The organism is Streptomyces sp. NPDC005803, assembly GCF_040630435.1.
Classification (GTDB): domain Bacteria; phylum Actinomycetota; class Actinomycetes; order Streptomycetales; family Streptomycetaceae; genus Streptomyces.
In genome coordinates this window covers 45,437-70,233 of the sequence record NZ_JBEXXO010000016.1, presented here as the reverse complement: position 1 = coordinate 70,233, position 24,797 = coordinate 45,437, and the positions used below count along the sequence as shown (strand labels likewise).

The window sequence follows — 24,797 nt, the reverse complement described above, 5'->3', positions numbered from 1 at the left end:
TCATGCCCGGCGTGCCGGTCCCGCACCAGCGGATGAGGGGGTGGGGTGAGCGGGCCTTCAGGGCAGCAGGCGCTGCTCCTTGGCCACGGCGACCGCACCGGCGCGGGTGTCGACGCCGAGCTTGTCGTAGATGCGGCCCAGGTGCGTCTTGACGGTGGCCTCGCTGATGAACAGGGCGCGGGCGATGTCGCGGTTGCCCAGCCCCCGGGAGAGCTGGCCCAGGATGTCGCGTTCCCGGTCGGTGAGGGTGGGCGGCGGTGTGCGCAGGCGGGCCATGACGCGGCTGGCGACGGGCGGGGACAGGGTGGTGCGGCCCTGCGCGGCCGAGCGGATCGCGGCGAAGAGTTCCTCCGGGCGCTCCGCCTTCAGCAGATAACCGGTGGCGCCCGCCTCGATGGCGCGGGTGATGTCGGCGTCGGTGTCGTACGTGGTCAGGACGAGGACGTGGGCGTTGTGGGCGCCGGCCACGATGCGACGGGTCGCTTCGACGCCGTCGATGCCCTCGCCCAGCTGGAGGTCCATCAGGACGACGTCGGGGGTGAGCCGGGCGGTCAGGGCGACGGCCTCCTCCCCGCTGCCGGCCTCGCCGACGACGTCGATGGCGGGCTCGCTCCCGAGCAGGGCGAGGAGCCCGGCCCGTACGACCGCGTGGTCGTCGCAGAGCAGGATCCGGACGGGCGGGTGCGCGACGGTCATGCGGGGTCCTGGGGGGTGAGGGGGCCGGTGGGGCGGGCGGGCGCGTCGGTGAGCGGTACGGCGGCGCTCACCACGGTGCCTTCGCCGGGTGCGGACTCGATGGTCAGGGTGCCGCCGAGCTGCTGGAGCCGGGCGCGCATCGCGGGCAGCCCGTGTCCGCGCACCCCGCCCGGCGCTCCGGCGTCCGGGGCGGGGGTGAAGCCGTGGCCGTCGTCGGCGATGTCGAGGACGGTCCGGTCGCCGAGGTGGGTGAGGGTCAGCGCGGCCTCGGTGGCGCCCGCGTGCTCGGTGACGTTGGCCAGGGCTCCCTGGGCGATCCGCAGCAGCGCGGACTGCACGCGGTCGGGCAGGGCGGTGTGCGGGGTGCCCTCGACATGGCAGCGGACGGTGAGCCGGCCCTGCGCCTGCGCGGTCTCGCGGGCGGCGAGGGCGTGCAGCGCCGCCTCCAGGCCGCCGCCCTCGGCGAGGTCGGCGGGGGCCAGGTCGTGGACGAAGCGGCGGGCCTCGGCGAGGTTGCGTTCCGCGATGCCGGTGGCGGTACGGACGTGGCGGCGGGCCGTCGCGGGGTCGGCGTCCCAGGTGCGGTCGGCCGCCTGGAGCAGCATCTGCTGGCTGGACAGGCCCTGGGCCAGGGTGTCGTGGATCTCCATGGAGAGCCGCTGGCGTTCGGCGAGGGTGCCTTCGCGCCGCTCGGTGGCGGCGAGTTCGCGGCGGGTGCGCAGCAGGTCGTCGATGAGTTCGTCCTGGGTGACGGCCTGGCGCCGCATGTGGACGAAGACGGCGGTCGCGACCGCCGCGACGGCGGGCGGGGCGAGGACGAGGTTCGGGTCGAAGCCGTCGGCCAGCCGCAGTTGCGCGGCGACGACGAACAGGGTCAGCAGCACGACCAGGGCCAGGGCGGCACGCGGCGGCAGAATGCGCAGCCCCGTGTAGAAGAGCGGGACCGCGCACCAGGCGAAGCTCGGCGCGAGGACGACCAGCACCGTCCACACGGCGACGAGGACCCCGAGCCAGACGAGGCTGCGCGGGGTCGGCCGTGAGCCGAGGACCGGGCCCAGCACGTACAGGGCGGCGAGGGCGACGGACAGGCCGATGATCCACGGGGTGCGCGCCTCACCGGGGTGCCGCAGCAGGAACCGGGTCAGCGAGGCGCCCAGCAGCAGGAAGAACGCGGCGTGCAGGAGCAGGGCCAGACCGCGCGTGCCGGGGCCTGGGTCCTGTCCGGCGCCGTGTACCGACCGGCTTCGCCGCTCCACCTCGTACCCCTGGTTCCGACCGTGGCCCCGCTCCACGGGACCGCTGCTGACCTGCGCGGACACTCCATCGTCACCCCGGAAGGACGCCCCCGCATCAACCGATCGGCCGATGGGGCCGTCAGCCGTCCCGCACGCCGCGTCGAGCCGGTACGACGACCGTACGGCCCCGGAACCGGCCCAAGGATGGAACCCGGAACCGAACGCACCACCCACCACCCCTCCCGAGGAGCCCACCATGAAGAAGATGTCGCTGCGCACCCGAGTGCTGACCGGTGCCGTCGCCGCCGCCCTCGGGGCCGGTACCTTCGGCGCCATGTCCGCGAACGCCTCCGCCCCGGCCGCCGCGCCCGCCACCACCGTCAGGGCGGACACCGCGAACCGCAACCTCCAGCAGTCCACGCACCTGACGGTGGACGCCGCCACGAAGGCAGCGCGTGCCGCCCTCGACGCCGCGGAGAAGGAGAACCAGCGCATCGCCGTCTCCGTCGTCGACCGCAACGGCAACACGATCCTGACGCTGCGCGGCGACGGTTCCGGCCCGCAGGCGTACGAGTCGGCCGAGAAGAAGGCGTACACCGCCGTGTCCTGGAACGCCCCGACGTCCGCGCTGGCCGAGCGCCTCGCCCAGGCCCCGAACCTGAAGGACATCCCTGGCACCCTGTTCCTCGCGGGCGGCGCCCCGGTGCAGGTCAAGGGCGCCCCGGTGGCGGGCATCGGGGTGGCCGGAGCGCCCAGCGGCGACCTCGACGAGAAGTACGCCCGGGCGGGCGTCGCCGCCCTCGCCAAGTAGCCGGCACCACCGCCACCGCCTTCGGGAGACGCACATGAACGCCCGCGATCAGCACCTGCTCGACGCCGCACGCACCGGCGACACCGCCGCCGTGCGGACCGCGATCGAGGGCGGCGCCCGGGTGGACGTCCGCGACGAGGAACGGCGCACCCCCTTGCTGCTGGCCGTCCACGGGGGCCACGTCGAGGCCGCCCGGCTGCTCGTCGCGGCCGGCGCGGACCCCGACGCTCAGGACGACCGCGAGGAGAGCCCCTGGCTTGCCACGGGTGTCACCGGCAGCGTCGACATGCTGCATGTCCTGCTGCCGGCCGGCCCGGACCTGGAACTGCGCAACCGGTTCGGCGGCATCGCACTCATCCCGGCGAGCGAGCGGGGCCACGTCGCATACGTACGGGAGCTCCTCCGGGTCACCGACATCGACGTCGACCACGTCAACCGGCTCGGCTGGACGGCCCTGCTGGAGGCGGTGATCCTCGGTGACGGCGGCCGGGCGCACCAGGAGATCGTGGAACTGCTGCTGGCCGCCGGCGCGACACCCGGGCTGCCGGACGCCGACGGCGTCACGGCACTGGCACACGCGGAACGCCGCGGCTTCGCGGAGATCGCCGCGCTGCTGCGGGACACCCGGTAGGGCGGTGCCTTGAGCGGTGCCGCGAGAGGCGGTCACCGCGTACCCGGACTCCGACATTCCGCACATAGGATCACCGGTGTGGATCAACGACTCCCGGTACGCGGCACGGCACGGGGTCCTCGCGGCGCCGGGGCCGCCGCCCTGCTGCTCGCCCTCGTCGTCCTCGCCGCCGGCTGCACCGCCGGGACCGGCGGGGTGGAGGGCAAGCCCGGAGCGGCCGGAGTGCGCGACCCGTACTTCCCCCGGCTCGGCAACGGCGGGTACGACGTGACGCACTACGACCTCACGCTCGACGTGGACCCGGACGAGCAGACGCTGCGCGGCACCGCCGAGATCACCGCACGGGCCACCCAGGACCTCAGCTCCTTCAATCTCGACCTCGCCGGGCTGACCGTCGAGTCGGCGACGGTGGAAGGGCGTCCGGCCGCCGTCAACCGGGCGGGCAACGAGCTCACGCTGCGCACGGACGCGAAGGTCGAGGACCGGCTCCACAAGGGCGAGACGTTCCGCACCGTCGTCCGTTACTCCGGCTCCCCGAAGACCCTCACCGACGCGGACGACTCCGAGGAGGGCTGGCTGCCGACCGACGACGGCGCGGTCGCCCTCGGCGAGCCGACCGGTTCCATGGCCTGGTTCCCGGGCAATCACCACCCGGGCGACAAGGCCTCGTACGACCTCACGGTCACCGTTCCGAAGGGGCTGACGGCGGTCTCCAACGGGGTGCCGGCCGGACCGCCGGTGACGGCGGGGGACCGCACCACCTACCGCTGGCACACCGCCGAACCGATGGCGAGCTATGTCGCGACCCTGGCCGTCGGCCGGTTCACCACCACGACGTCGACGATGGCGGGCGGCATCACGGTGTTCACCGCCGTGGACCCGGAGTCGGCGAAGGCGAGCGCGCGGACCGTGGCCCGGGTCCCCGAAGTGGTGGAGTGGGAGGCCGGGCACTTCGGCCCGTACCCGTTCTCCGCCACCGGCGCGATAGTCGAGCGCACCGGGGATTCCGGTTATGCGCTGGAGACGCAGAACCGGCCGTTCTTCCCCGGGCCGCCGAGCATGGAGCTCCTCGTCCACGAGATGGCGCACCAGTGGTTCGGCGACTCGGTCACGCCCGCGACCTGGCGGGACATGTGGCTCAACGAGGGCCTGGCGACGTACACGGAGTGGCTGTGGGCGGAGGAGAAGGAGGACACCCCGGCCCAGGAGTCGTTCGACGAGGCCTACGAGGACGAGGACAACTGGGCGTTCCCGCCCGCCGATCCGCCGAGCGCCGCGGACATCTCGGAGCAGCCCGTGTACGGGCGCGGGGCCATGGTGATCCACAAGATCCGCGAGGCGGTCGACGACGACGAGGAGTTCTTCGCGCTGCTCGCGGGCTGGGCGAAGGCCCACCGGCACGGCAACGCGACGACGGCCGACTTCACCGCCTACGTGGAGAAGGCGACGGGGGAGGACCTGTCGGAGCTGTGGAAGGACTGGCTGTACGGCGAGAGCCGGCCGGCCGCGGACGGCTGACGGGGTGGGGGATCCGTTCGGGCGCGGACGGCTGACGGGGTGGGGGAGCCGGCCCGCAGCGGACGGCTGACGTGGCTCGGCGGGAGACGGGCCCGCCGCGCACGCTGCCCTCGTACGGGCGGGAGCCGGCCCGCGCACGCTGACCTCGTACGGCGGGAGCCGGCCCGCCGCCATGGGCGGCCGACCGGCTCCGCTTGCCGTGCGGCGGGTGTTACTTCACGTTGACGCCGCTCCAGGCCGCGTCGACGGCCTTGAGTTCGGCGCTGTCCGCCCCGTACAGGTCGGTCGCCGCCTTCTCGGTGGCGACGCGTGCGGCCGCGTAGTCGGTGGTGGACGTCATGTACGTGGAGAGGGCCTTGTACCAGATCTGGACGGCCTTGTCCCGGCCGATGCCGGTGACGGTGGAGCCGTCGGCGGTCGGGGAGTCGTAGTCCACGCCGTTGATGGTCTTGGCGCCGCTGCCCTCGGCCAGCAGGTAGAAGAAGTGGTTGGCGACGCCGGACGAGTAGTGCACGTCCTGGTTGCCGACGCCGCTGTCCCAGTAGTCGGCCGAGCCGCCGTCCTTGCTGGGCTTGTCCATGTAACGCAGCGGTGTGCCGTCCCCGTTGATGTCGATCTTCTCGCCGATGAGGTAGTCGCCGACATCGGTGGCGTTGTCGGCGAAGAACTCGACGGAGGTGCCGAAGATGTCGCTGGTCGCCTCGTTGAGGCCGCCGGACTCCCCGGCGTAGTCGAGGTTGGCGGTGGCGGCGGTCAGACCGTGGCTCATCTCGTGTCCGGCGACGTCGAGGCCGGTGAGGGCGCTCTTGTTGTCGGCGCCGTCGCCGTAGGTCATGCAGAAGCAGCTGTCGTCCCAGAACGCGTTGACGTACGCGTCGCCGTAGTGGACCCGGGAGTAGGCGGCTTTGCCGTCACCGGCGATGCCGTCGCGGCCGAGGGCCGACTTGTAGAAGTCCCAGGTCATCGCGGCGCCGTAGTGGGCGTCGACCGCGGCGGTCTGACGGTCGTCGCCGGTGCCGTCGCCCCAGGTGTCGTCGTCGTCGGTGACGAGGGCGCCGGTACCGCTCTCGCCCTGGTCGAGGTCGTACGTCTTGTGGCCGCCGCGGTCGCCGTCGGTCAGCTCGAAGCCCGAACCGGAAGCGGTGGTGGAGAGGGCGACCTTGCCGCTGTACTGGCTGTTGCCGGTGCCGGCCGTCTCGATCGCCTCGTAGCTGTGCAGCTTCTCGCCGGTGGTGGCGTCCGTGATGATGTGCGTCCGGCTCGGGGTGCCGTCCTTCTGGACACCGGTCCTCACGGTCTCGAAGGCGAGGACGGGCGTGCCGCCCCGCGCCCAGATCACCTTGCGGGCGCTCGCCGCCGTCTTGGTCCTCGGTGTCGTGGACGGCACGGATATCCGTGCCGTGGTCGCCTTGGTGACGCCCTTGAGCTTGCCGCTGCTCGCGGTGTGGGTGACGAGGTCGCCGCCGAGGACGGGCAGCCCGGCGTAGGTGCGCTCGTAACGGGTGTGGACGGTTCCGTCGGCGTCCTCGATCACGTCACGGACGATCAGTTTCTCCTGGGCCCCGAGCCCCAGCGAGCCGGCGGCCGAAGCGGCTTCGGTCTGCGCCGACTTGATGGCGGTGGTGCGTGCGGAGGCGCTGTGGAAGGCGGGGGCGGCGGTGCGGGGGGAGGCGGAGGAACCGGCGCCGGGGGTGCGCGGGTCGGCGTTCGCCGCACCGGTCTGCACTCCGACGACGACCATCGCGGCCACGGCGGCCAGGGCTGCGGCGCGACGGGTGTTCATGTGGGGGGTCATGCGTTCTCCGTTGCTCGTTCCGTGGGGGGTTACGAGCGGAGAGCGTGCCACCGGATGACCAATTTTGACGGTGTACCAACAATTACCTCACAATTCTTTGACCAGTTCTTGTCCGACTGGGAGAGGTCCGTGTCCGCTATCCGGCGGACTTCGGTCACATGCGTAACCCCGAGCCTCAGCCGTCCCGTTGGAGGCGCTCACGGGGTGCGGACACGCGGGAGCCCCCGGCCGCAGGACGTTCGGCCGGGGGCTCCCGTGAAGCGGGCGTACGGAGCGTCAGAGGGAGACGCCGAAGTCCTGGGCGATGCCACGCAGGCCCGAGGCGTAGCCCTGGCCCACGGCGCGGAACTTCCACTCGGCGCCGTTGCGGTACAGCTCGCCGAAGACCATGGCGGTCTCGGTGGCGGCGTCCTCGCTCAGGTCGTAACGCGCGATCTCGGCGCCGCCGGCCTGGTTGAGGATGCGGATGTAGGCGTTGCGCACCTGGCCGAAGTTCTGGCTGCGGGTCTCGGCGTCGTAGATCGACACCGGGAAGACGATCTTGTCGATGTCGGCCGGCAGGCCCGCCAGGTTGACGTTGATCTGCTCGTCGTCACCCTCGCCCTCACCCGTGACGTTGTCACCGGTGTGCACGATGGTCTGGTCCGGCGTCGACTTGTTGTTGAAGAAGACGAAGTGGCCGTCGGAGAAGACCTTCCCCGCGGCGTTGACCGCGATCGCCGAGGCGTCGAGGTCGAAGTCGGTGCCGGTGGTGGTACGGACGTCCCAGCCGAGGCCGACCGTGACGGCGGTGAGGCCGGGGGCCTCCTTGGTGAGGGAGACGTTGCCGCCCTTGGACAGGCTTACTGCCATGGGAAGTCCCTTTCATCTGTCGTCTGCGGGCTTCGTGCCATCACGAAGCTACCGTCACAGGTCATAACGCAGGCAGGGGACCGTGAGGTTCCTTCCGCCTTTACTTTCTTTACCGAACTGATGACGGAGTGCGGGCAGACGGAGGAGGGCGTGCGCCAAAAGGAGGTGACGTACCCCCCGTGGGGCGGGGAACATGGGTGTCATGTCCGGGCCCTATGTCATCCGCGGTGCGGTCTCCCTGCCGGAGGCCGAGCTCATGTGGCGTTTCTCGCGGTCCTCCGGGCCCGGCGGGCAGCACGTCAACACCAGCGACTCCCAGGTGGAGCTGCGCTTCGACCTCGCGGCGACCGAGTCGCTGCCCGAGGTGTGGAAGGAGCGCGCGCTGGAACGGCTGGCGAGCCGGCTGGTCAACGGCGTCGTGTCGGTCCGCTCCTCGGAGCACCGCTCGCAGTGGCGCAACCGGGAGACGGCCGCGGTGCGGCTCACGGCCCTGCTGGCCGAGGCCACGGCGCCGCCCCCCAAGCCGCGCGTGAAGCGCAAGATCCCACGCGGGATCAACGAGCGCCGGCTGCGCGAGAAGAAGCAGCGCGGCGACACCAAGCGCGGCCGCTCGGGCCGCGACTGGTAGTCACGGCGCCACCGGGCGAGGCCGCTCGGGCCGCGACCGGCACCAGCGCCGGACCCATACGAAACGACCGGCACCAGCGCCGGACCCATACGAAACGACCGGCAACCCGGGCGGCCCCCACGAAACGACCGGTGACCACGGCGCTTCCGGACCGCCGCGCCGCCCTCGTACCGCCGCCGCCGTACCGCCGCCCCCGTCAGCTCAGCTGGCGGTAGCGCCCGCGGAAGTACGTCAGCGGGCCGCCGTCCCCGCTCGGCAGCTGCGCGCCGAGCACCCGCCCGATCACCAGCGTGTGGTCGCCCGCCGTGATCCGCTGCTCGGTGCGGCACTCCAGCGTCGCGAGCGCGCCTCCGACCAGGGGCGCGCCGGTGACCTCGCCCCGTACGTAGGGGATGTCCTCGAAGAGCAGCCGGTCGCTGATCCGGCCCTTCATGGCGAACCGCCCCGCGATGTGCCGCTGGCTCTCCGACAGCACGGAGACGGCCCACAGCGGCTGTTCCGCCAGCAGGTCGTCCATCCGGGAGTCGTTGCGCAGGCTCACCATGACCAGCGGCGGGTCGAGCGACACCGACATGAAGGCGGTCGCCGTCATCCCCACGTCCTCGCCGCGTCCGTGCGCGTCGAGCGGGGGTTCCTGCGCGGTGATCAGGACCACTCCGGCTGCCAGCCGGGCGAGGGCGCCGCGGAACTCGTCGTTGCTCACCCCCTCAGCATGGGGGACGGCTTCGGTACGCGGGGTGGGGGGCTTCGTCTGCAACACACCGGGAACGCTAGCCGCGTACGGTGGGCCCCGCATCGGGCCAGGGGACCAGCCGAGTCCTAGGACCTCGTCCGGTCCGGACCCGCAGGAGTAAGGGCTTTGCGTTTTGCGTTCAAGAAAAGGACGGACCGCGTATGGGGGGCACTCGGGACTCTTCACCATCTGTTGTGACTTGAGTCACAGAGGTGGGTATTTGTTGACCCTGTGTACCGGGTGCACAGCTCACTGTGATTCAGTGGCCGTGACACTGCAGTAAGTACGTCAAGTGCGTCGATATGAAATCTGGAGTGCTGTCGAGGTCTCGGGGAGTGCGAGCGATGGAGGCCGAGTCGGAGCCGTACGTCCGTCTTGCGACGATGCGGCAGCTGCATCAGGCCGTGGCCGATCTCAACACGGCGCGGAGCCTGGCGGACACCCTGCAGACCGTCGCCGACGGCATCGTCGCCGGTCTCGGCTACGAGCTCGCGTGCGTCAACCTGGTCCGCCCCGACGGTGATCTCGTCGTCGCCGCCTTCGCGGGCAACAGTGCCGCCGAGGCCCTGATCACCGGCCGCGTCGGCTCCCGCACCTCCTGGGACCGCCGGCTGGCCATGGGGGAGGCGTGGGACGAGCTGCGCTTCATACCCCACACCGACGGCTGGGTCCTCCTCGACGACGACGTCCCGCAGTGGCACACCGAGGGCCCCGAGCCCCGCTTCGAGGACGAGTGGCACCCGCAGGACCGGCTCTACGCGCCGATGTACGCCTCGGGCGGCGGCCAGGACCTCCTCGGCGTCATATCCGTCGACCGGCCCCGCAACGGCCGCCGGCCCGGCGCCTGGGGCCGTGAGGCACTCCAGATGTACGCGTCGCAGTCGGCCATTGCGATCAGCAACGCCAGGCTCCGAGCAAACATGCAGCGCGCCCTGGTCCGCCTGGAGCGTGAGCAGCAGGCGCTGCGGGCCAGCGAGGAATCCTTCCGCCAGGCCTTCGAGTACGCCCCCAGCGGCATGGCCATCGCCGAGATGGGCGGGGACCAGCACGGCAGGCTGCTGCGCACCAACGACGCCCTGTGCCGGCTCCTGGGCCGCCCGGCCTCGGTGCTGCGCCGGTACTCCTTCGCCGACCTGGTCCACCCCGAGGACATCGGCACCCTGCTCCGCACCTCCGCCGAGGGCGGCCGTGCCGAGCTGCGGCTGGGCCGCCGGGACGGCACCTATCTGTGGGTCTCGCTGCGCAACTCCGTCGTCGCGGACACCGCGGACGGGCCGCGCTTCCTCCTCACGCACGTCGAGGACATCGAGGAGCGCAAGCGCCATGAGCTGAACCTCGCGCACCGGGCGTCGCACGACGCCCTGACCGGGCTGCCCAACAGCGCGGAGCTGCGCGCCCGGCTCAGCGCCCGGCTGTGCGAGCGCCCGCACTCGGTGGCGTCCAGTGACGTGCAGGCGCTGGACGCGGCGTACGGCGATGGCGACGGGGCCCTGGCGCACGGCTTCCCCTCCGACGGGTTCGACGCCGGGCGGGCCGTCGGCCCGTACGACCACCATGTGCATTCCGTCGCACCGGACGCGGTGAACGACGACGGGTCCAAGGGGCTCGCCGTCCTCTTCTGCGACCTGGACGGCTTCAAGTCGATCAACGACCGGTTCGGCCATCACACGGGTGACGCGGTTCTCATCGAGGTCGCCCGGCGGCTGACCACGTGTGTCCGTGACGGCGACACCGTCGCCCGGCTCGGGGGTGACGAATTCGTCGTTCTCGCGGACGGCCTGGGGGCCGCGGACGCCGCGGACCTGGCCGTACGCCTGCGAAACGCCATCATTCCGCCCATTCGGGTCGACGGACGCGCGGTGCGGGTCGGGGCGAGTTTCGGCATCGGCTGGGCGGCCTGCGGCATGACCGCCGAAGAGGTGCTGCGCTCCGCCGACCAGCGGATGTACGTCGAGAAGCGGTCGCGTTCGAAGGTTCACCGAAGGGCCGGATGACGTTCGTCGGCGCGTCGTCCCCCTTACCCCACCCCGGTTCCCGCCGCGCCTGCGGCAATTCTTGGTGTGGTCCGTTCGGGGTAGGCTCGGCCGGTCGGCGACGGCTGGCGAAATTCGGCGACGGCTGGCGACATGGTGAGGAGTGACCCAGGGATGGCCGGGAACAACGGCGCGAGCACACCCGAGGACGACGATCCGTTCGGCTACCTCTACGAGGACGGGCAGGCAGCCGGTGCGCAGCCGCCGGGACAGGGCGGCTACGGCTACCCGGGCCCCGCCGCGCAGCCGGGCGTGCCCCGCACCTCGTACAACCAGGTGCGGACCGTCGGCGAGCGCAAGTACGGGCAGGTGCCGCCGCAGCAGGCGTACGGGCAGCCCCAGGCGCCCTACGGCCAGCCGACCGCCCAGTACGGCCAGCCGACCGCGCAGTACGGGCAGCCGAACGCCCAGTACGCCGCCCCGGAGACGTACCCCGGTGGCACCACGCAGGTGCCGCGCCAGGGCGGGCGCGGCAGCGGCAGCGGCGGGTCCGGCCGGGGTGGTCCGAACACCAAGGGCCTGCTGATCGGTGCGGTCGCGGTGGTCGCGGTCGTGCTCATCGGCATCGGCGCCGCGCTGATGACGGGCGACGGCGACAAGGACGAGAAGAAGGACGAGGCGACGTCCTCGGCCGGCCCGGCCGGAGAGGTCGAGCAGTCACCGACGCCGGAGCAGTCCCAGAGCTCCGAGGCGGCCGCCGAGCTCCCGAAGCAGGACGCGGCGTCGCTGAAGCTCGGCGGTGACGCGGGTCTCGACAACACCGTCAAGGGCGCCAAGAGCAACAACGGGCAGTACATCAACCTCAACGCGGTCGGCAGGTCCGCGACCTGGTCCGTCGAGGTGCCGGAGGCCGGTGAGTACACGCTGTTCGTGACGTACGGCGTGCCGGGCAAGGACGCCAAGACGTCCCTCACGGTCAACGCCGAGGCGCCGCGCTCCATCAACATGAAGAACTTCGCCAACGCCCCCGAGGGCGACCTGGAGAAGGGCTGGACGACGACGTACGCCTACGTCAACCTCACCAAGGGTGCGAACACCCTGATGATCTCCTGCAACGACGGCGACCAGTGCGATGCCAATCTGGACCAGCTGTCGCTGAAGGCCGGTCACCAGACGCGCTGATCCGCCCGGCCTTCCGGCCCGCGCCCGAGTGTTCCGGCCCCCCTCGCCTCCGGGCGAGGGGGGCCGGCCCGTTCCCCGGGGTGGCGTCCCGGCGCTCAGCCCATGAGGGCCAGGAAGCCGGCGACCGTCGCGGCCATCGCCTCCCGGCCGGGGGCGATGTACTTGCGCGGGTCCACGCCCGTGGTGTGCTCGGCCAGGTAGGCGCGCACGGCCCCGGTGAACGCGGTGTTCAGCGCCGTCCCCACGTTGATCTTGACCATGCCGGAGGCGGCGACGGCCTGGCGGATCTCCTCGTCGGGGACGCCGCTGGAGCCGTGCAGCACGAGCGGGACGGGGACGGCGTCGCGCAGCCGGCCGATCAGCTCGTGGTCCAGGGCGGCGGTGCGCTCGGTCATGGCGTGCGAGGAGCCGACGGCGACGGCCAGCGCGTCGACGCCGGTGGCGCGGACGTACGCGGCCGCCTCGGCCGGGTCGGTGCGGACGCCGGGGGCGTGGGCGTCGAGCGGTGCCTCGCCCTCCTTGCCGCCCACCTTGCCGAGCTCGGCCTCGATCCAGATGCCGCGCTCGTGGCCCCAGGCGACCGCTTCGGCGGTGGCCCGCACGTTCTCCTCGTAGGAGAGCTTCGAGGCGTCGAACATCACCGAGCCGAAGCCCGCGTCGTGGGCCTGGTGCAGCAGTGCGACGGACTCGACGTGGTCGAGGTGCAGGGCGAGCGGGGCGGAGGAGGTGCGGGCGACGGCCGCCGCCGCTGCCGCGACCGGGGCGAGCCGGCCGCCGTGGAACTTCACGGCGTTCTCGGAGATCTGGAGGATGGCGGGCGCGCCGGCGCGTTCGGCCCCGGCGGCGATGGCCTCGGCGTGCTCCAGCGTGATGACGTTGAAGGCGGCGATCCCGCGTCCCCGGGCCTGGGCGGCGGAGACGAGTTCACCGGTGCTGACGAGCGGCATGCTGACCTCTGTGGTTTCCTCGGGCCCGGCGGACGGGCCCGGTGGGGGCGCGGCGTTCAGGCCGCGTCTGCGTGTTCCTCGATGGCGACGCGCGGCAGCAGCTCCTCGTACGCCGCACGGTCGAAGTCGCCGGCCGTGGGGGAGAGCACGGTCGCCGTCGACAGTGCCACCGCCCGCCGCAGCCGGTCCGGCCAGTCCAGGCCCTCCACGTGCGCGGAGAGCAGCCCGGCCACCGCGGAGTCGCCGGCCCCGGTCGGGTTGCCCTTCACGGGCGCGGGCGGGGACGCTTGCCAGCTGCCCTCGGACGTGACCGCCAGCATGCCGTCCGGGCCCAGCGAGGCGATCACCCCGTGGGCCCCGCGGCGGCGGGCGTCGCGGGCGCCGCGCCGGGGTTCGCGGGAGCCGGTGAGCTGGGCGAGCTCGTCGGCGTTCGGCTTGATCAGGTCGGGGCGGGCGGCGATGCCGCGGCGCAGCGGTTCGCCGCTGGTGTCCAGGAGGACGGGGACGCCGGCGGTGCGGGCGAGCCGCACCAGGTCGGCGTAGGCGCCCACGTGGATGCCGGGCGGCAGGCTGCCGCACAGGGCGACCGCGTCGGCGGCGCCGAGGAGTTCGCCGTACGAGCCGAGGAACGCGGTCCACTCGCCGGCGGTGACGTGCGGTCCGGGTTCGTTGAACTGGGTGGTGTCCCCGGTGGCCCGGTCGACGACGGCCAGGGTGCGCCGGGTGTCGCCGGCCACGGGCACGAGCGCGTCGGTGACGGAGGCGGGACCGCTGGGCAGGGCAGAGAGCAGCCGGCGCAGTACGGCTCCGTTGGCGCCTCCGGCGAAGCCGGTGACGACGGTGTCGTGGCCGAGGGCGGCGAGGACCCGGGCGACGTTGACGCCTTTGCCGCCGGGGCGCTCGGTCAGGTCGGTGACGCGGTGGCTGGAGTGCGGGACGAGTGCCGGTACGCCGTACGTCAGGTCGAGTGCCGTGTTCAGCGTGACCGTGAGGATCACCTCGGCCGCCTCCTCGATCCGTGGGCGCGGATCTCGGGGCGCGTGCCGAAAGTCCTGCCTGCCGCGCGGGCGGACGGTGCCATTTTCGAACACACGTCCAGCAAGAACGCGCTTTCCCTGCTCTTTTCTCGGACGATCATGCCAAAGAGGTGGCGGTCGGCCCAGACCTCGGGACCAACCGCCGTCTCTTCGTTACGCGGAGGGTCCGCCCACGGGGGCGGACGGCCGGACGGCCGGCGGCCGGACGATCCACTCGCCCTGGCGCATGACGCCCCTGAGCCGGAAGTCCTCGTCCAGGACGACGAGGTCGGCGTCCTTGCCGGGCTCCAGCGAGCCGACCCTGTCGTACACGCCGAGGAGCCGGGCCGGGTTGGCGGAGATGGACTGCACCACGTCGCCGACCGGGATCCGGTCGATGGTGACGGCCCGGTGGAAAGCGGTGTCCAGGGTGAGGGTGGAGCCCGCGATGGAGCCGCCCTCGACGAGCCGGGCGACGCCGTCCTTGACCTCGACGGCGAGCGGGCCGAGCTGGTACTGGCCGTCACCGAAGCCGGCCGCGTCCATGGCGTCGGTGATCAGCGCGACGCGGTGGGCGCCCGCGTGGTGGTAGGCGAGTTCCAGGGCGGCCGGGTGCAGGTGCGTACCGTCGTTGATCAGCTCGACCGTGATCCGCTCGTCCTCCAGAAGGGCGGCGATCGGGCCGGGCGCGCGGTGGCCGATGCCCGGCATCGCGTTGTAGAGGTGCGTGGCGACGGTGGCGCCGGCGTCGATCGCCTCGACGGTCTGCTCGTACGTGGCGTCGGTGTGGCCGATCGCGGCGATGACGCCGTGCTCGGCGAGCAGCCGTACGGACTCGATGCCGCCGGGCAGTTCGGTGGCGAGCGTGAACATCTTCGCGGTGCCGCGCGCCGCGTCCATCAGCTTGCGCACCTCGGCCGGGTCCGGGTGGCGCAGCAGACCCTCGCTGTGGGCGCCCTTGCGGCACGGGGAGATGAAGGGGCCCTCGAAGTGGATGCCCGCCAGGTCGCCCTGTTCGACCAGTTCGGAGAGGATGCCGGCCCGTTCGGCGAGGAAGTCCATCTCGCCGGTGACGGTGGAGGCGACCAGGGTGGTGGTGCCGTGCTCGCGGTGGGTGCGGACGCCGGTGAGCACCTCGTCCACGGTGCCGGAGGTGAAGGAGGCGCCGCCGCCGCCGTGGTTGTGCATGTCCACGAAGCCGGGAACGATCCAGTGGCCGGACAGGTCGACGGTCGGGGCGCCTTCCGCCGGGCTGCCGGCGATGCGGGCGCCCTCGACGCTCACCCGGCCGTTCTCCACGGTCCCGGTGGGGAGCACCACCCGGGCGCCTGCGAGAACGGTGCTGTCTGCGCGTCCGGCCATCAGGCGGATACCTCCGTGGAGAGAAGATCCCAGGCGAGCAGCCCTGCGCCCAGGCATCCGGCGGTGTCCCCGAGGGCCGCCGGGACGATGTGGGGCAGCTTCTGGAACGTGACGCGTTCCTCGACGGCCGCACGGAGTGGTGTGAACAAGGTTTCCCCGGCCTCGGCGAGACCGCCACCGATGATGAGGGTGCGGGGGTCGAGCAGGGTGAGCGCGGTGACCAGTCCGGCGGCGAGCGCGTCGACGGCGTCGCGCCATACCCCGACGGCCCTGGGGTCGCCGGATTCGACGGCCTTCGCGCAGTCGGCGGCATCGGCCTGCGGGTCGCCGGACGCGGCGGCCCAGGCCCGGCTGACCGCGCCCGCGGACGCCAGCGTCTCCAGGCAGCCGCGCTGGCCGCAGGGGCAGTCCGGGCCGTCCGGCCGGACCACGATGTGGCCGATCTCGCCCGCGTAGCCGTGGGCGCCCGCCTCGATGGCGCCGGCGATGCCGATGGCTCCGGCGATCCCGGTGCCCAGCGGCACGAAGAGGAAGCGGTCGGCGCCCTTGCCCGCGCCGATCCGGCCCTCGGCGAGGCCGCCGGTCCTGACGTCGTGGCCGAGGGCCACGGGTACGCCGCCGAGCCGTTCGCCGAGCAGCCGGCGCATGGGTACGTCGCGCCAGCCCAGGTTCGCCGCGTAGACGGCGACCCCGTTCTCGGCGTCGACGATGCCGGGCACCGCGACTCCGGCCGCGACGGCGCTCTCGCCGAAGTGCTCCTCGCCGTACGCGCGCAGATCCGCCGCGAAGGCGAGGACCGACTCCACGACGGCGTCGGGCCCCCGCTGTCTGCCGGTCGCGCGCCGCGCCTCGTACAGCAGGGCGCCGTCGGCCCCGACCAGTGCGGCCTTCATTCCGGTGCCGCCCACATCGAGGGCGATGACGTGTTTCACGGGAAACAGTTTCGCCCGGCGGACCGAAAAGGTCTAGTCCACTATCGCTGTTTGTTGAGCATCCATACAAAATGAACGCGGTGACCCGCCGGCGACGGGCGCGGGCCGCTCGCCGGCCGCCCCTCGCGCCGCACCTACTCCGGGAGGATCACGCTGCGCGACAGGTTGCGCGGATGGTCCGGGTCGTACCCCTTCGACTCCGCGAGGACCACCGCGAGCCGCTGCGCCCGGATCAGGTCGGCCATCGGGTCCGCGGACCGGTGGGCGACGAGCGTCCCGCCGACCGCCGCGACCTCGCCGGCCAGCCCCTCGGGCAGTGCGCCGAAGACCCAGGCCACGCGGTTCGGCCCGGTGATCGCGATGGGGCCGTGCCGGTACTCCATCGCGGGGTACGACTCGGTCCAGGCGCCCGCCGCCTCACGCATCTTCAGCCCGGCCTCCAGCGCGAGGCCGTAGGTCCAGCCCCGTCCCAGGAACGTCCACTGCTCGGCCGCGACCACCGTCTCGTCCAGCGGCTCGGTCACCGCCAGCTCCGCGTCGACGGCGGCCTCGGCGACCGTCTTCACCCGGGCCGGCAGGGGGCCCGCCGCCTCCAGGCCGGCCCTCAGGAAGGCGAGCGCGGTGGTGGCGAACCGGGTCTGGACGACCGACTCCTCGTCCGCCCAGTCCAGGACGGCCACCGTGTCGGCGGCCTCCATGACCGGCGTCTTCGGGTCGGCGGTCAGGGCGACGGTGGGCACCGTGCCGCGCAGGCCTCCCAGGAGGGCCAGCACCTCGCTCGTCGTGCCGGAGCGGGTGATCGCCACCACCCGGTCGTACGCCCGCCCCACGGGGAACTCCGACGAGGCGTACGCGTCCGTCTCGCCCTGGCCCGCCGCCTCCCGCAGCGCGGCGTACGTGAGGGCCATGAACCAGGAGGTGCCGCACCCGGTCACGGCGACCCGCTCGCCCGGACGCGGCAGCCCGTCGAAGGCCGCGCCCGCCTGAGCGGCACGGCGCCAGCAGCTGGGCTGGGTGGCGATTTCTGATGCGGTACGGGACATGCTGGACGGCTCCTTGTGGCTGGGCGGTGGGCCGGGGCGGTGCGGCGGCACCGGAGGCGTACGGACACGGAACGTCTGGATCGACGGAGGGAGCGGGCCTGGCGCTGCCAGGCCGAGACCTCCTTAGCAGTCGCTCCGCGTCCCGTGCAATGCTGCTGTGTTGCGGAAGCGAAACCCTCCTGGTGTAGACCTCTGTGCCAGGGGTGGTGCAAAATCGCAGCTCATCCGGAGGGCCCCACGCCGACGTGGGTGACGCGGATGCGCAATAGACGAGGACGGACTGGGCTGTGCAGCGGCGCTACTTGGGACTGACGGCGGCTGTCGCCGCACTGGGGATGACGGCCGTGCTGACGGGGTGCGGCGCCGACAGCGGCTCGGGCGACGTCACGCTGAAACTGGTGGCGGCCGACTACGGCACCGGCGAGGCCGACAAGTCGCAGACGTACTGGGACGGGGTCGCCCGCAGCTTCGAGGCGTCCCAGCCCGGCATCAAGGTGGACGTGACCGTCCTCCCGTGGACGGACATCGACCGCGAGGTCGCCGAGATGGTGAAGGACGGCAAGGCCCCGGACATCGCGCAGATCGGCGCGTACGCGGACTACGCCAAGGCCGGCAAGCTCTACTCCGCCGACCAGATGCTCAGCATCCCCACCCAGTCCAACTTCCTGCCGGTGCTCGCCGACGCCGGCCGGTACAGCCGCATCCAGTACGGGCTGCCGTTCGTGGCCAGCACCCGGCTGCTCTTCTACAACAAGGGCCTCTTCTCCAAGGCGGGCCTCAAGGCCCCGCGGACCTGGGACGACATAGCCGACGACGCCGCCGCGCTCAAGCAGCGCGGGGTGAAGTACCCGTTCGCGCTGCCGCTGGGGCAGGAGGAGTCCCAGGCCGAGACCATGATGTGGCTGCTCAGCGGCGGCGGTGGCTACACGGACGACGTCGGCTCGTACGACATCGACTCGTCCGAGAACGTCAACACCTTCGACTGGCTGAAGTCGCACCTCGTCGACAAGGGCCTCGTCGGCCCCGTCGCCCCCGGCAAGCTCGACCGGGCCAAGGCCTTCGAGGCGTTCACCAAGGGCGACGTCGGCATGCTCAACGGGCATCCGACCCTGATGGAGGAGGCCAAGAAGCAGGGCGTGGACGTCGGCATGGTCCAGCTGCCCGGCACGGACGGGCCCGTCGAGGGCACGATGGGCGTCGCCGACTGGATCATGGGGTTCAAGCAGAACGGCCACCGGGTCGAGATGGGCAAGTTCTTCGACTTCATGTTCAGCGACAAGAACGTGATCGAGTTCGCCGACAAGTACGACCTGCTGCCGGTCACCGACAGCGCGTCGGCGGCGATGGAGACCGATCCGAAGTTCAAGCCGCTGCGGAAGTTCCTGGCCGCGCTGCCCAACGCGGAGTTCTACCCGGTCGGCAAGACGTCCTGGGCCGCCGTCAGCGAGTCGATCAAGCAGAACATCGGCAAGGCGGTCGAGCCGGGCGCGAACCCCGAGAGCGTGCTGCAGCACATCGCGCAGGAGGCCACGGCGGCGGAGAGCGCGGAGTAGCGGCCCGCGACCGCGCCATATATTGGCTGATATGACCGCCCTCCCCCCGAACGGCCCCGCCGAGCCCGCCCCCGAGGCCGAACTCTCCGACCGGGACCGCGCCGTCCTGGCGGTCGAGCGGCAGTCGTGGTCGGGTCCTGGGGCGAAGGAACGGGCGATCCGGGAACAGCTCGGCATCTCCCCGACCCGCTACTACCAGCTGCTGAACGCGCTGCTCGACGACCGCCGCGCACTGGAGGCGGACCCGGTGACGGTCAACCGCCTGCGGCGCGTACGCGAGGCCAGGCGCGGACGCCGGTGACGAGCGGGGACCCGGGGCCGGACGCCGCTCCGGGCCCCGCGCCGGACGCCGCTCCGGGCCCCGCGCCGGACGCCGCTCCGGGCCCCGCGCCGGACGCCGCTCCGGGCCCCGCGCCGGACGCCGCTCGGGGCCCCGCTCCGGGCCCCGCTCCGGGCCCCGCTCCGGGCCCCGCTCCGGGCCCCGCGCCGGACGCCGGTGACGGGCGGGGGCGGGCGCGGGGGCCCGGCCACCCCCGGGTGCGGGTGCCCCGCCGGGCCCACCGCCGATAGGCTCGCCCCATGGGCAGCAACCCGCACACCCCGCCCCTGCCGGACCCGGTCACCCCCGCCGGCCAGGAGGGCCTCGCCGCACTCCTCGCCCGGCCCGACCGCGCCGTCATCGCCCTCGACTTCGACGGAACGCTCGCCGACATCGTCCCGGACCCCGAACAGGCCCGTGCCCACCCCGGCGCCGTCGAGGCACTGGCCGCACTCGCCCCCAAGGTCGCCTCGATCGCCGTGATCACCGGCCGCCCGGCCGGCGTCGCGGTCCGCTACGGCGGCTTCGCCGGGGTCCCGGGACTGGAGCGGCTCATCGTCCTCGGCCACTACGGCGCCGAGCGCTGGGACGCCGTCTCCGGCACCGTCCGCGCCCCCGCCCCGCACCCCGGTGTCGCCGCCGTGCGGGCAGAACTCCCCGGCGTGCTCGACCGCTTCGACTCCTGGCACGGCACCTGGATCGAGGAGAAGGGCCAGGCGCTCGCCGTCCACACCCGCCGCGCCGCCGACCCGCAGGCCGCCTTCGAAGCCCTGCGCGGGCCCCTCGGCGAGCTCGCCGCCCGGCACGGCCTGATCGTCGAACCCGGCCGCATGGTCCTGGAGCTGCGCCCGTCCGGCATGGACAAGGGCGTGGCCCTCACCCGGTACGTCCGGGAGAGCGACGCCGGCTCCGTGCTCTACGCCGGTGACGACCTGGGCGACCTCGCCGCGTACGCCGCCGTCGACAAGCTCCGCACCGAAGGCCCCGACGGCACCCCCGGCCTGCTGGTCTGCAGCGGCGTGGAGGTCCCCGAGCTGGCGGAGCGCGCCGACCTGCCACTGGCCGGGCCGGGGGCCGTCGTGGAGTTCCTGTCAGCCCTGGCGCAGCGCCTCTAGCTGGTCCAGGAACCACTGCTGCGGCGGCAGCGCGGTGGCCGCCGCGGCCAGCCGCTTCGTGCGGGCCGCCCGCTCGTCGTCCGCCATCGTCAGGGCCTCGTGGAGGGCCTCGGCGGTGGCGGACACGTCGTACGGGTTCACCGTGACCGCGTCCGTGCCCAGCTCCTCGTACGCCCCCGCCTCCCGCGACAGCACCAGCGCGCAGCCGTGGTCGGAGACGACGGGCACCTCCTTGGCGACCAGGTTCATCCCGTCCCGGATCGGGTTGACGAGCGCCACGTCCGCCAGCCGGTACGCCGCGAGCGAGCGGGCGAAGTCGTCCTTGACGTGCAGCACGACCGGGTTCCAGTCCGCCGTCCCGTACACCTCGTTGATCCGGTCGGCGACGCGCTGCACCTCGGCGGTGTACTCCCGGTAGACCGCCAGGTCCTGCCGCGAGGGGTAGGCGAACGCGATGTGGACGACGCGCCCGCGCCACTCCGGCCGTTCGTCGAGCAGGGCGCGGTAGGCGTGCAGGCCGCGGACGATGTTCTTGGACAGTTCCGTACGGTCCACCCGCACGATCGTCTTCCGGCCGGGGCCGACCTGCTCGCGCAGTGCCGCCATCCGGTCGTCCACGTCCGCCTCGTGGGCGCGGCGGCGCAGGAAGTCCGCGTCGGCGCCGAGGCCGTGCACGCCGATCCGGGTGCGGCCGGTGCCGCCGAGGATCTCCGCGCAGCAGCCGATGAACGCGTCCGCCCAGCGGCGGGTCAGGAAGGCCGCCCGGTCGGCGCCGAGGATGCCGTGCAGCAACTGTGCGGCGATGTCGTCGGGCAGCAGCCGGAAGTAGTCGACCGGCGCCCACGGGGTGTGCGAGAAGTGGCCGATCCTGAGGTCGGGGCGGAGCTCGCGGAGCATGCCGGGCACCAGTGCCAGGTGGTAGTCCTGCACGAGGACCGCCGCGCCCTCGCCCGCCTCCTCGGCGAGCGCTTGGGCGAAGGCCCGGTTGTACGTCTCGAAGGAGGCCCACTGCCGGCGGAACTCCGCGTCGAAGACCGGCTCGACGGGGGTCTGGTAGAGCAGGTGGTGGACGAACCAGAGCACCGAGTTGGCGATGCCGTTGTACGCGTCGGCGTGCACGTCCGCGTCGATGTCGAGCATCCGGACGCCCGGCTCGCCGACCCCGCGCCGCACCGCCTCCCGGTCGCCGTCCCCGAGGGCGGCGCACACCCACATCTTGTCGTCGACGGCGCTCAGGCCGGAGACGAGTCCGCCCCCGCCGCGCTTGGCGTCGAGGGAACCGTCCTCGCGCAGCGCGTACGAGACGGGGCCGCGGTTGGACGCGACGAGTACCTGGGCAGCGGGCTGGGGGGCGTGCGCGGAGACCATGTTGCGGAATCTAGCCCGATCACGAACCGCCCAAACGTGCGAAGTCAGGCCACGTCACGCGGCGCGGCGGGAAACGTACTCCTCGATCTCCCGCATCGGCGGCCGCTCCTCGGTGTCCACCGGGTACGTGTGCGGGACGAAACCGTGCTCGCCGCGCTCGAACTGGGTCAGCGACGGGCGGACCAGATGCCCCCGGGAGAGGCGGAGTTGGGCGGTCCGGTAGATGGCGGCCGCCATCCGGCCGAGCGCCTGGCCGTCCTGGTGGCGGTGTTTCCTGACGCCGACGTCGACCTGGGCGAGGGCGTCCAGGCCGACCGTGTGCAGGGCGTCGACCAGCAGCCCCAGTTCCACTCCGTAACCGACCGGGAACGGCAGCCGCTCCAGCAGCGAGCGGCGCACGGCGTACTCGCCTCCCAGGGGCTGGACGAAACCGGCCAGCTGGGGCCAGTGCAGATTGAGCAGCGGGCGTGCCACCATTTCGGTGACCCGGCCGCCCTGACCCGTGGTGTCGCCGAACGGGCGGTCGTACATCGCCTTGACGAACTGCACCGAGGGGTCGGTCAGCAGCGGGCCGACGATGCCCGAGACGAAGTCGGCCGAGAAGTCCTTCAGGTCCGCGTCGATGAAGCAGACGATGTCGCCGCCGGTCACCAGCAGTGACCGCCAGAGCACCTCGCCCTTGCCGGGGACGGCCGGGACGCGGGGCAGGATGTCGTCCCGGTGGACCACCCGGGCGCCCGCCCGGCGGGCGACCTGCGCGGTGGCGTCCGTGGAACCGGAATCGATCACCACCAGCTCGTCGACCAGCTGGACCTTCTCCATGAGCTCGCGCCGGATCGTCGTGACGATGTCCCCGACCGTCTCCGCCTCGTTCAGCGCGGGCAGGACGACACTCACGGCCGGTCCGTGCGCGTCCTTCCTGGCCTCCAGCAGCCGCTCCAGCGGACGGTCGGCGGCTGACCAGGAACGCCTGGTCAGCCAGCGTTCGACCTCTTCCAGCACGGTCGATACTCCCTGTATGTGATCCATCTCGCGGTTCGGACGACTATCTCAACCGTCCGATGCTTCGGTTACAGTCTTGAACAACGCAGATGGCCGTCGCATGCCGGGGTCCGTCCGCCGATAAACGCCTGGATCCATGGTCCAGTGCCACAGCGCTCATCCAGAGGGACTGAGGGAACGGCCCGTTGAAGTCCCGGCAACCCTCCCGCCGACCGCGAGGTCCGGTGGGGAAGGTGCCAATTCCGTCTCGTGACGAAATGCGTCGCGAGGAAGATGAGGAGAAAGGGCCTCGCCATCATGGCTGTTGAGACTGTTGCCGCACCCACCGAATCTGCTGTGGACCTCGGACCCGCCGCGGCGCTTTCCTGCCGCGAATGCGGGGAGCGATTCGCACTCGGCCCCATTTTCGCCTGCGCGTCCTGTTTCGGGCCGCTCGAAGTGGCGTACGACCTTCCGAGCGGCTCCCCGGACGAGCTGAAGAAGCGCATCGAGGCCGGACCCGACAACATCTGGCGTTACGCGCCGCTGCTGCCGGTCCCCTCCGACGTCGCGGACAAGCCCAACATCAACCCCGGCTTCACCAAGCTGGTCAAGGCCGACAACCTCGCCCGTGAGCTGGGCGTCACCGGCGGTCTGTACGTCAAGGACGACTCCGGCAACCCGACGCACTCCTTCAAGGACCGCGTCGTCGCGATCGCCGTCGAGGCCGCCCGCGCCTTCGGATTCACCACCCTGTCCTGCTCCTCCACCGGCAACCTGGCCGGCGCCGTGGGCGCCGCCGCCGCCCGTGCCGGTCTGCGCAGTTGCGTGTTCATCCCGCACGACCTGGAGCAGGGCAAGGTCGTCATGGCCGCGGTGTACGGCGGTGAACTGATCGGCATCGAGGGCAACTACGACGACGTCAACCGCTTCTGCTCCGAACTCATCGGCGACCCGCTCGGCGAGGGCTGGGGCTTCGTCAACGTCAACCTGCGCCCGTACTACGGCGAGGGCTCCAAGACCCTCGCCTACGAGATCTGCGAGCAGCTCGGCTGGCGGCTGCCCGACCAGATCGTCATCCCGATCGCGTCCGGCTCGCAGCTCACGAAGATCGACAAGGGCCTCCAGGAGCTGATCAAGCTCGGCCTGGTCGAGGACAAGCCGTACAAGATCTTCGGCGCCCAGGCCGAGGGCTGCTCCCCGGTCTCCGCCGCCTTCAAGGCCGGCCACGACGTCGTCCGGCCGCAGAAGCCGAACACGATCGCCAAGTCCCTCGCGATCGGCAACCCGGCCGACGGCCCGTACGTCCTGGACATCGCCCGCCGCACCGGTGGCGCCGTCGAGGACGTCGACGACGAGCAGATCGTCGACGCGATCAAGCTGCTGGCCCGCACCGAGGGCATCTTCGCCGAGACGGCGGGCGGCGTGACGGTCGGCGTGACGAAGAAGCTGATCGACGCCGGCGTGCTCGACCCGGCGCTCACCACCGTCGTCCTGAACACCGGTGACGGCCTCAAGACGCTGGACGCGGTGGCCGCCACCTCGCAGGCGACCGCCACGATCCGCCCGAGCCTGGACGCCTTCCGCGCCGCAGGCCTCGCCACCGGCTGAGAAGCCTTCGACCACCCGAGACTTCAGGAAGGGCACCCACCATGAGCGTCAAGGTCCGTATCCCCACCATCCTCCGCACCTACACGGGCGGCCAGGCCGAGGTCCCGGCCGAGGGCGCGACCCTCTCCCAGGTCATCGAGTCCCTGGAGAAGGACCACCCGGGGATCGCCGCCCGCGTCCTGGACGACCAGGGCAAGCTGCGCCGCTTCGTCAACGTGTACGTCAACGACGACGACGTGCGCTTCGAGGGCGGCCTGGACGCGGTCACCCCGGACGGCGCCGGCATCTCGATCATCCCGGCCGTCGCCGGCGGCTGCTGAGCCCCGGGCCACGCCGGCCCGACTTCACCGCGTCACCGGAATTGCCCCCTCTGCGAGAGAAGCGGAGGGGGCAATTCTGCATGGTTGAGCGCGGTAGAGTGTGGGAAGCCCCCTCCGCTGCCCGTGCCGCCCGCATATGAGAATGCGCCCGGCCCCGACAAGATGCAGCCAAAGTA

General features: G+C 72.3%; 23 protein-coding genes and 1 riboswitch. Of the genes, 11 read left to right on the top strand and 12 right to left on the bottom strand.

All coding sequences use genetic code 11. From position 1 onward, the window contains the following. Positions 1-57 precede the first annotated feature (57 nt). Positions 58-696, bottom strand: coding sequence for a response regulator transcription factor (locus ABZ454_RS22695; protein WP_359540269.1), 639 nt, complete (start codon positions 694-696; stop codon positions 58-60). After that, on the bottom strand, positions 693-1,952 hold the full coding sequence (locus tag ABZ454_RS22690) for a sensor histidine kinase (RefSeq protein ID WP_359540503.1): 1,260 nt from the start codon (positions 1,950-1,952) through the stop codon (positions 693-695). The genes ABZ454_RS22695 and ABZ454_RS22690 overlap by 4 nt, the downstream gene beginning before the upstream one ends. Positions 1,953-2,187: 235 nt before the next feature. On the opposite strand from ABZ454_RS22690, the gene ABZ454_RS22685 reads away from it, so the two are divergent. The 3 genes from ABZ454_RS22685 (at position 2,188) to ABZ454_RS22675 (ending at position 4,891) form a co-directional block, all read left to right on the top strand. Beyond that, positions 2,188-2,742, top strand: a complete 555-nt coding sequence (locus tag ABZ454_RS22685; RefSeq protein ID WP_359540267.1) for a heme-binding protein — start codon at positions 2,188-2,190, stop codon at positions 2,740-2,742. Positions 2,743-2,776: 34 nt separating this feature from the next. Beyond that, complete coding sequence (locus ABZ454_RS22680) at positions 2,777-3,373, top strand: ankyrin repeat domain-containing protein (protein WP_359540265.1); 597 nt, start codon at positions 2,777-2,779, stop codon at positions 3,371-3,373. Between the two features lie 78 nt (positions 3,374-3,451). Beyond that, positions 3,452-4,891, top strand: a complete 1,440-nt coding sequence (locus tag ABZ454_RS22675; RefSeq protein WP_359540264.1) for a M1 family metallopeptidase — start codon at positions 3,452-3,454, stop codon at positions 4,889-4,891. A gap of 211 nt (positions 4,892-5,102) precedes the next feature. Here ABZ454_RS22675 and ABZ454_RS22670 read toward each other — a convergent pair whose 3' ends face one another. Then, a complete protein-coding gene (locus ABZ454_RS22670) occupies positions 5,103-6,686 on the bottom strand; it encodes a M4 family metallopeptidase (protein WP_359540263.1) in 1,584 nt (527 codons plus the stop codon). A gap of 276 nt (positions 6,687-6,962) precedes the next feature. Beyond that, positions 6,963-7,538 carry a TerD family protein gene (locus ABZ454_RS22665; protein WP_359540261.1) on the bottom strand — a complete coding sequence of 192 codons (576 nt, stop codon included), beginning with the start codon at positions 7,536-7,538 and terminating at the stop codon, positions 6,963-6,965. A gap of 202 nt (positions 7,539-7,740) precedes the next feature. On the opposite strand from ABZ454_RS22665, the gene arfB reads away from it, so the two are divergent. Next, positions 7,741-8,166 carry an alternative ribosome rescue aminoacyl-tRNA hydrolase ArfB gene (gene arfB, locus ABZ454_RS22660; protein WP_326737765.1) on the top strand — a complete coding sequence of 142 codons (426 nt, stop codon included), beginning with the start codon at positions 7,741-7,743 and terminating at the stop codon, positions 8,164-8,166. Positions 8,167-8,362: 196 nt separating this feature from the next. On the opposite strand, the gene ABZ454_RS22655 is transcribed toward arfB, so the two are convergent. Then, positions 8,363-8,869 (bottom strand): flavin reductase family protein, encoded by a 507-nt coding sequence (locus ABZ454_RS22655; protein WP_356319018.1) that lies wholly within the window; start codon positions 8,867-8,869, stop codon positions 8,363-8,365. Positions 8,870-9,243: 374 nt separating this feature from the next. On the opposite strand from ABZ454_RS22655, the gene cdgB reads away from it, so the two are divergent. Both cdgB and ABZ454_RS22645 read left to right on the top strand, forming a co-directional pair. Beyond that, entirely contained in the window at positions 9,244-10,893 is a 1,650-nt protein-coding gene (cdgB, locus tag ABZ454_RS22650; protein WP_359540257.1) for a diguanylate cyclase CdgB, read from the top strand. Positions 10,894-11,046: 153 nt separating this feature from the next. After that, a complete protein-coding gene (locus ABZ454_RS22645) occupies positions 11,047-12,054 on the top strand; it encodes a carbohydrate-binding protein (protein WP_359540255.1) in 1,008 nt (335 codons plus the stop codon). 95 nt (positions 12,055-12,149) lie between these two features. On the opposite strand, the gene ABZ454_RS22640 is transcribed toward ABZ454_RS22645, so the two are convergent. From ABZ454_RS22640 to ABZ454_RS22620, 5 genes are all read right to left on the bottom strand, one after another. After that, positions 12,150-13,001 (bottom strand): class II fructose-bisphosphate aldolase, encoded by an 852-nt coding sequence (locus tag ABZ454_RS22640; RefSeq protein ID WP_359540253.1) that lies wholly within the window; start codon positions 12,999-13,001, stop codon positions 12,150-12,152. Positions 13,002-13,057: 56 nt separating this feature from the next. Continuing rightward, entirely contained in the window at positions 13,058-13,999 is a 942-nt protein-coding gene (locus ABZ454_RS22635; protein WP_359540251.1) for a 1-phosphofructokinase family hexose kinase, read from the bottom strand. Between the two features lie 192 nt (positions 14,000-14,191). Next, the gene (gene nagA, locus ABZ454_RS22630; RefSeq protein WP_356319023.1) at positions 14,192-15,379 is read right to left on the bottom strand and encodes an N-acetylglucosamine-6-phosphate deacetylase; all 1,188 of its coding nucleotides are present in this window, start codon (positions 15,377-15,379) and stop codon (positions 14,192-14,194) included. After that, positions 15,379-16,311 carry an ROK family protein gene (locus ABZ454_RS22625; RefSeq protein WP_356319024.1) on the bottom strand — a complete coding sequence of 311 codons (933 nt, stop codon included), beginning with the start codon at positions 16,309-16,311 and terminating at the stop codon, positions 15,379-15,381. Before ABZ454_RS22625 ends, nagA begins: the two co-directional genes overlap by 1 nt. Before the next feature lie 134 nt (positions 16,312-16,445). Then, positions 16,446-17,354: a sugar isomerase gene (locus ABZ454_RS22620; RefSeq protein WP_359540249.1), complete on the bottom strand. Its 909-nt coding sequence runs from the start codon at positions 17,352-17,354 to the stop codon at positions 16,446-16,448. Positions 17,355-17,689: 335 nt separating this feature from the next. On the opposite strand from ABZ454_RS22620, the gene ABZ454_RS22615 reads away from it, so the two are divergent. The 3 genes from ABZ454_RS22615 (at position 17,690) to otsB (ending at position 20,341) form a co-directional block, all read left to right on the top strand. Next, entirely contained in the window at positions 17,690-18,907 is a 1,218-nt protein-coding gene (locus ABZ454_RS22615) for an extracellular solute-binding protein (protein ID WP_356319046.1), read from the top strand. A 31-nt stretch (positions 18,908-18,938) separates the two neighbouring features. After that, positions 18,939-19,208 carry a DUF3263 domain-containing protein gene (locus ABZ454_RS22610; RefSeq protein ID WP_356319026.1) on the top strand — a complete coding sequence of 90 codons (270 nt, stop codon included), beginning with the start codon at positions 18,939-18,941 and terminating at the stop codon, positions 19,206-19,208. A gap of 278 nt (positions 19,209-19,486) precedes the next feature. Beyond that, entirely contained in the window at positions 19,487-20,341 is an 855-nt protein-coding gene (otsB, locus tag ABZ454_RS22605) for a trehalose-phosphatase (RefSeq protein WP_359540247.1), read from the top strand. On the opposite strand, the gene ABZ454_RS22600 is transcribed toward otsB, so the two are convergent. Beyond that, a complete protein-coding gene (locus tag ABZ454_RS22600) occupies positions 20,318-21,709 on the bottom strand; it encodes a trehalose-6-phosphate synthase (protein ID WP_356319028.1) in 1,392 nt (463 codons plus the stop codon). The two genes, otsB and ABZ454_RS22600, sit on opposite strands and share 24 nt — an antisense overlap. Positions 21,710-21,763: 54 nt before the next feature. Next, complete coding sequence (locus tag ABZ454_RS22595; protein ID WP_359540243.1) at positions 21,764-22,711, bottom strand: glucosyl-3-phosphoglycerate synthase; 948 nt, start codon at positions 22,709-22,711, stop codon at positions 21,764-21,766. A gap of 153 nt (positions 22,712-22,864) precedes the next feature. Next, positions 22,865-22,991: riboswitch (SAM riboswitch) on the top strand. A 17-nt stretch (positions 22,992-23,008) separates the two neighbouring features. Here ABZ454_RS22595 and thrC point away from each other — a divergent pair. Further along, the gene (gene thrC / locus ABZ454_RS22590; protein ID WP_356319030.1) at positions 23,009-24,301 is read left to right on the top strand and encodes a threonine synthase; all 1,293 of its coding nucleotides are present in this window, start codon (positions 23,009-23,011) and stop codon (positions 24,299-24,301) included. 41 nt (positions 24,302-24,342) lie between these two features. Then, positions 24,343-24,621 carry a MoaD/ThiS family protein gene (locus tag ABZ454_RS22585; protein ID WP_148019364.1) on the top strand — a complete coding sequence of 93 codons (279 nt, stop codon included), beginning with the start codon at positions 24,343-24,345 and terminating at the stop codon, positions 24,619-24,621. Positions 24,622-24,797: the final 176 nt, after the last annotated feature.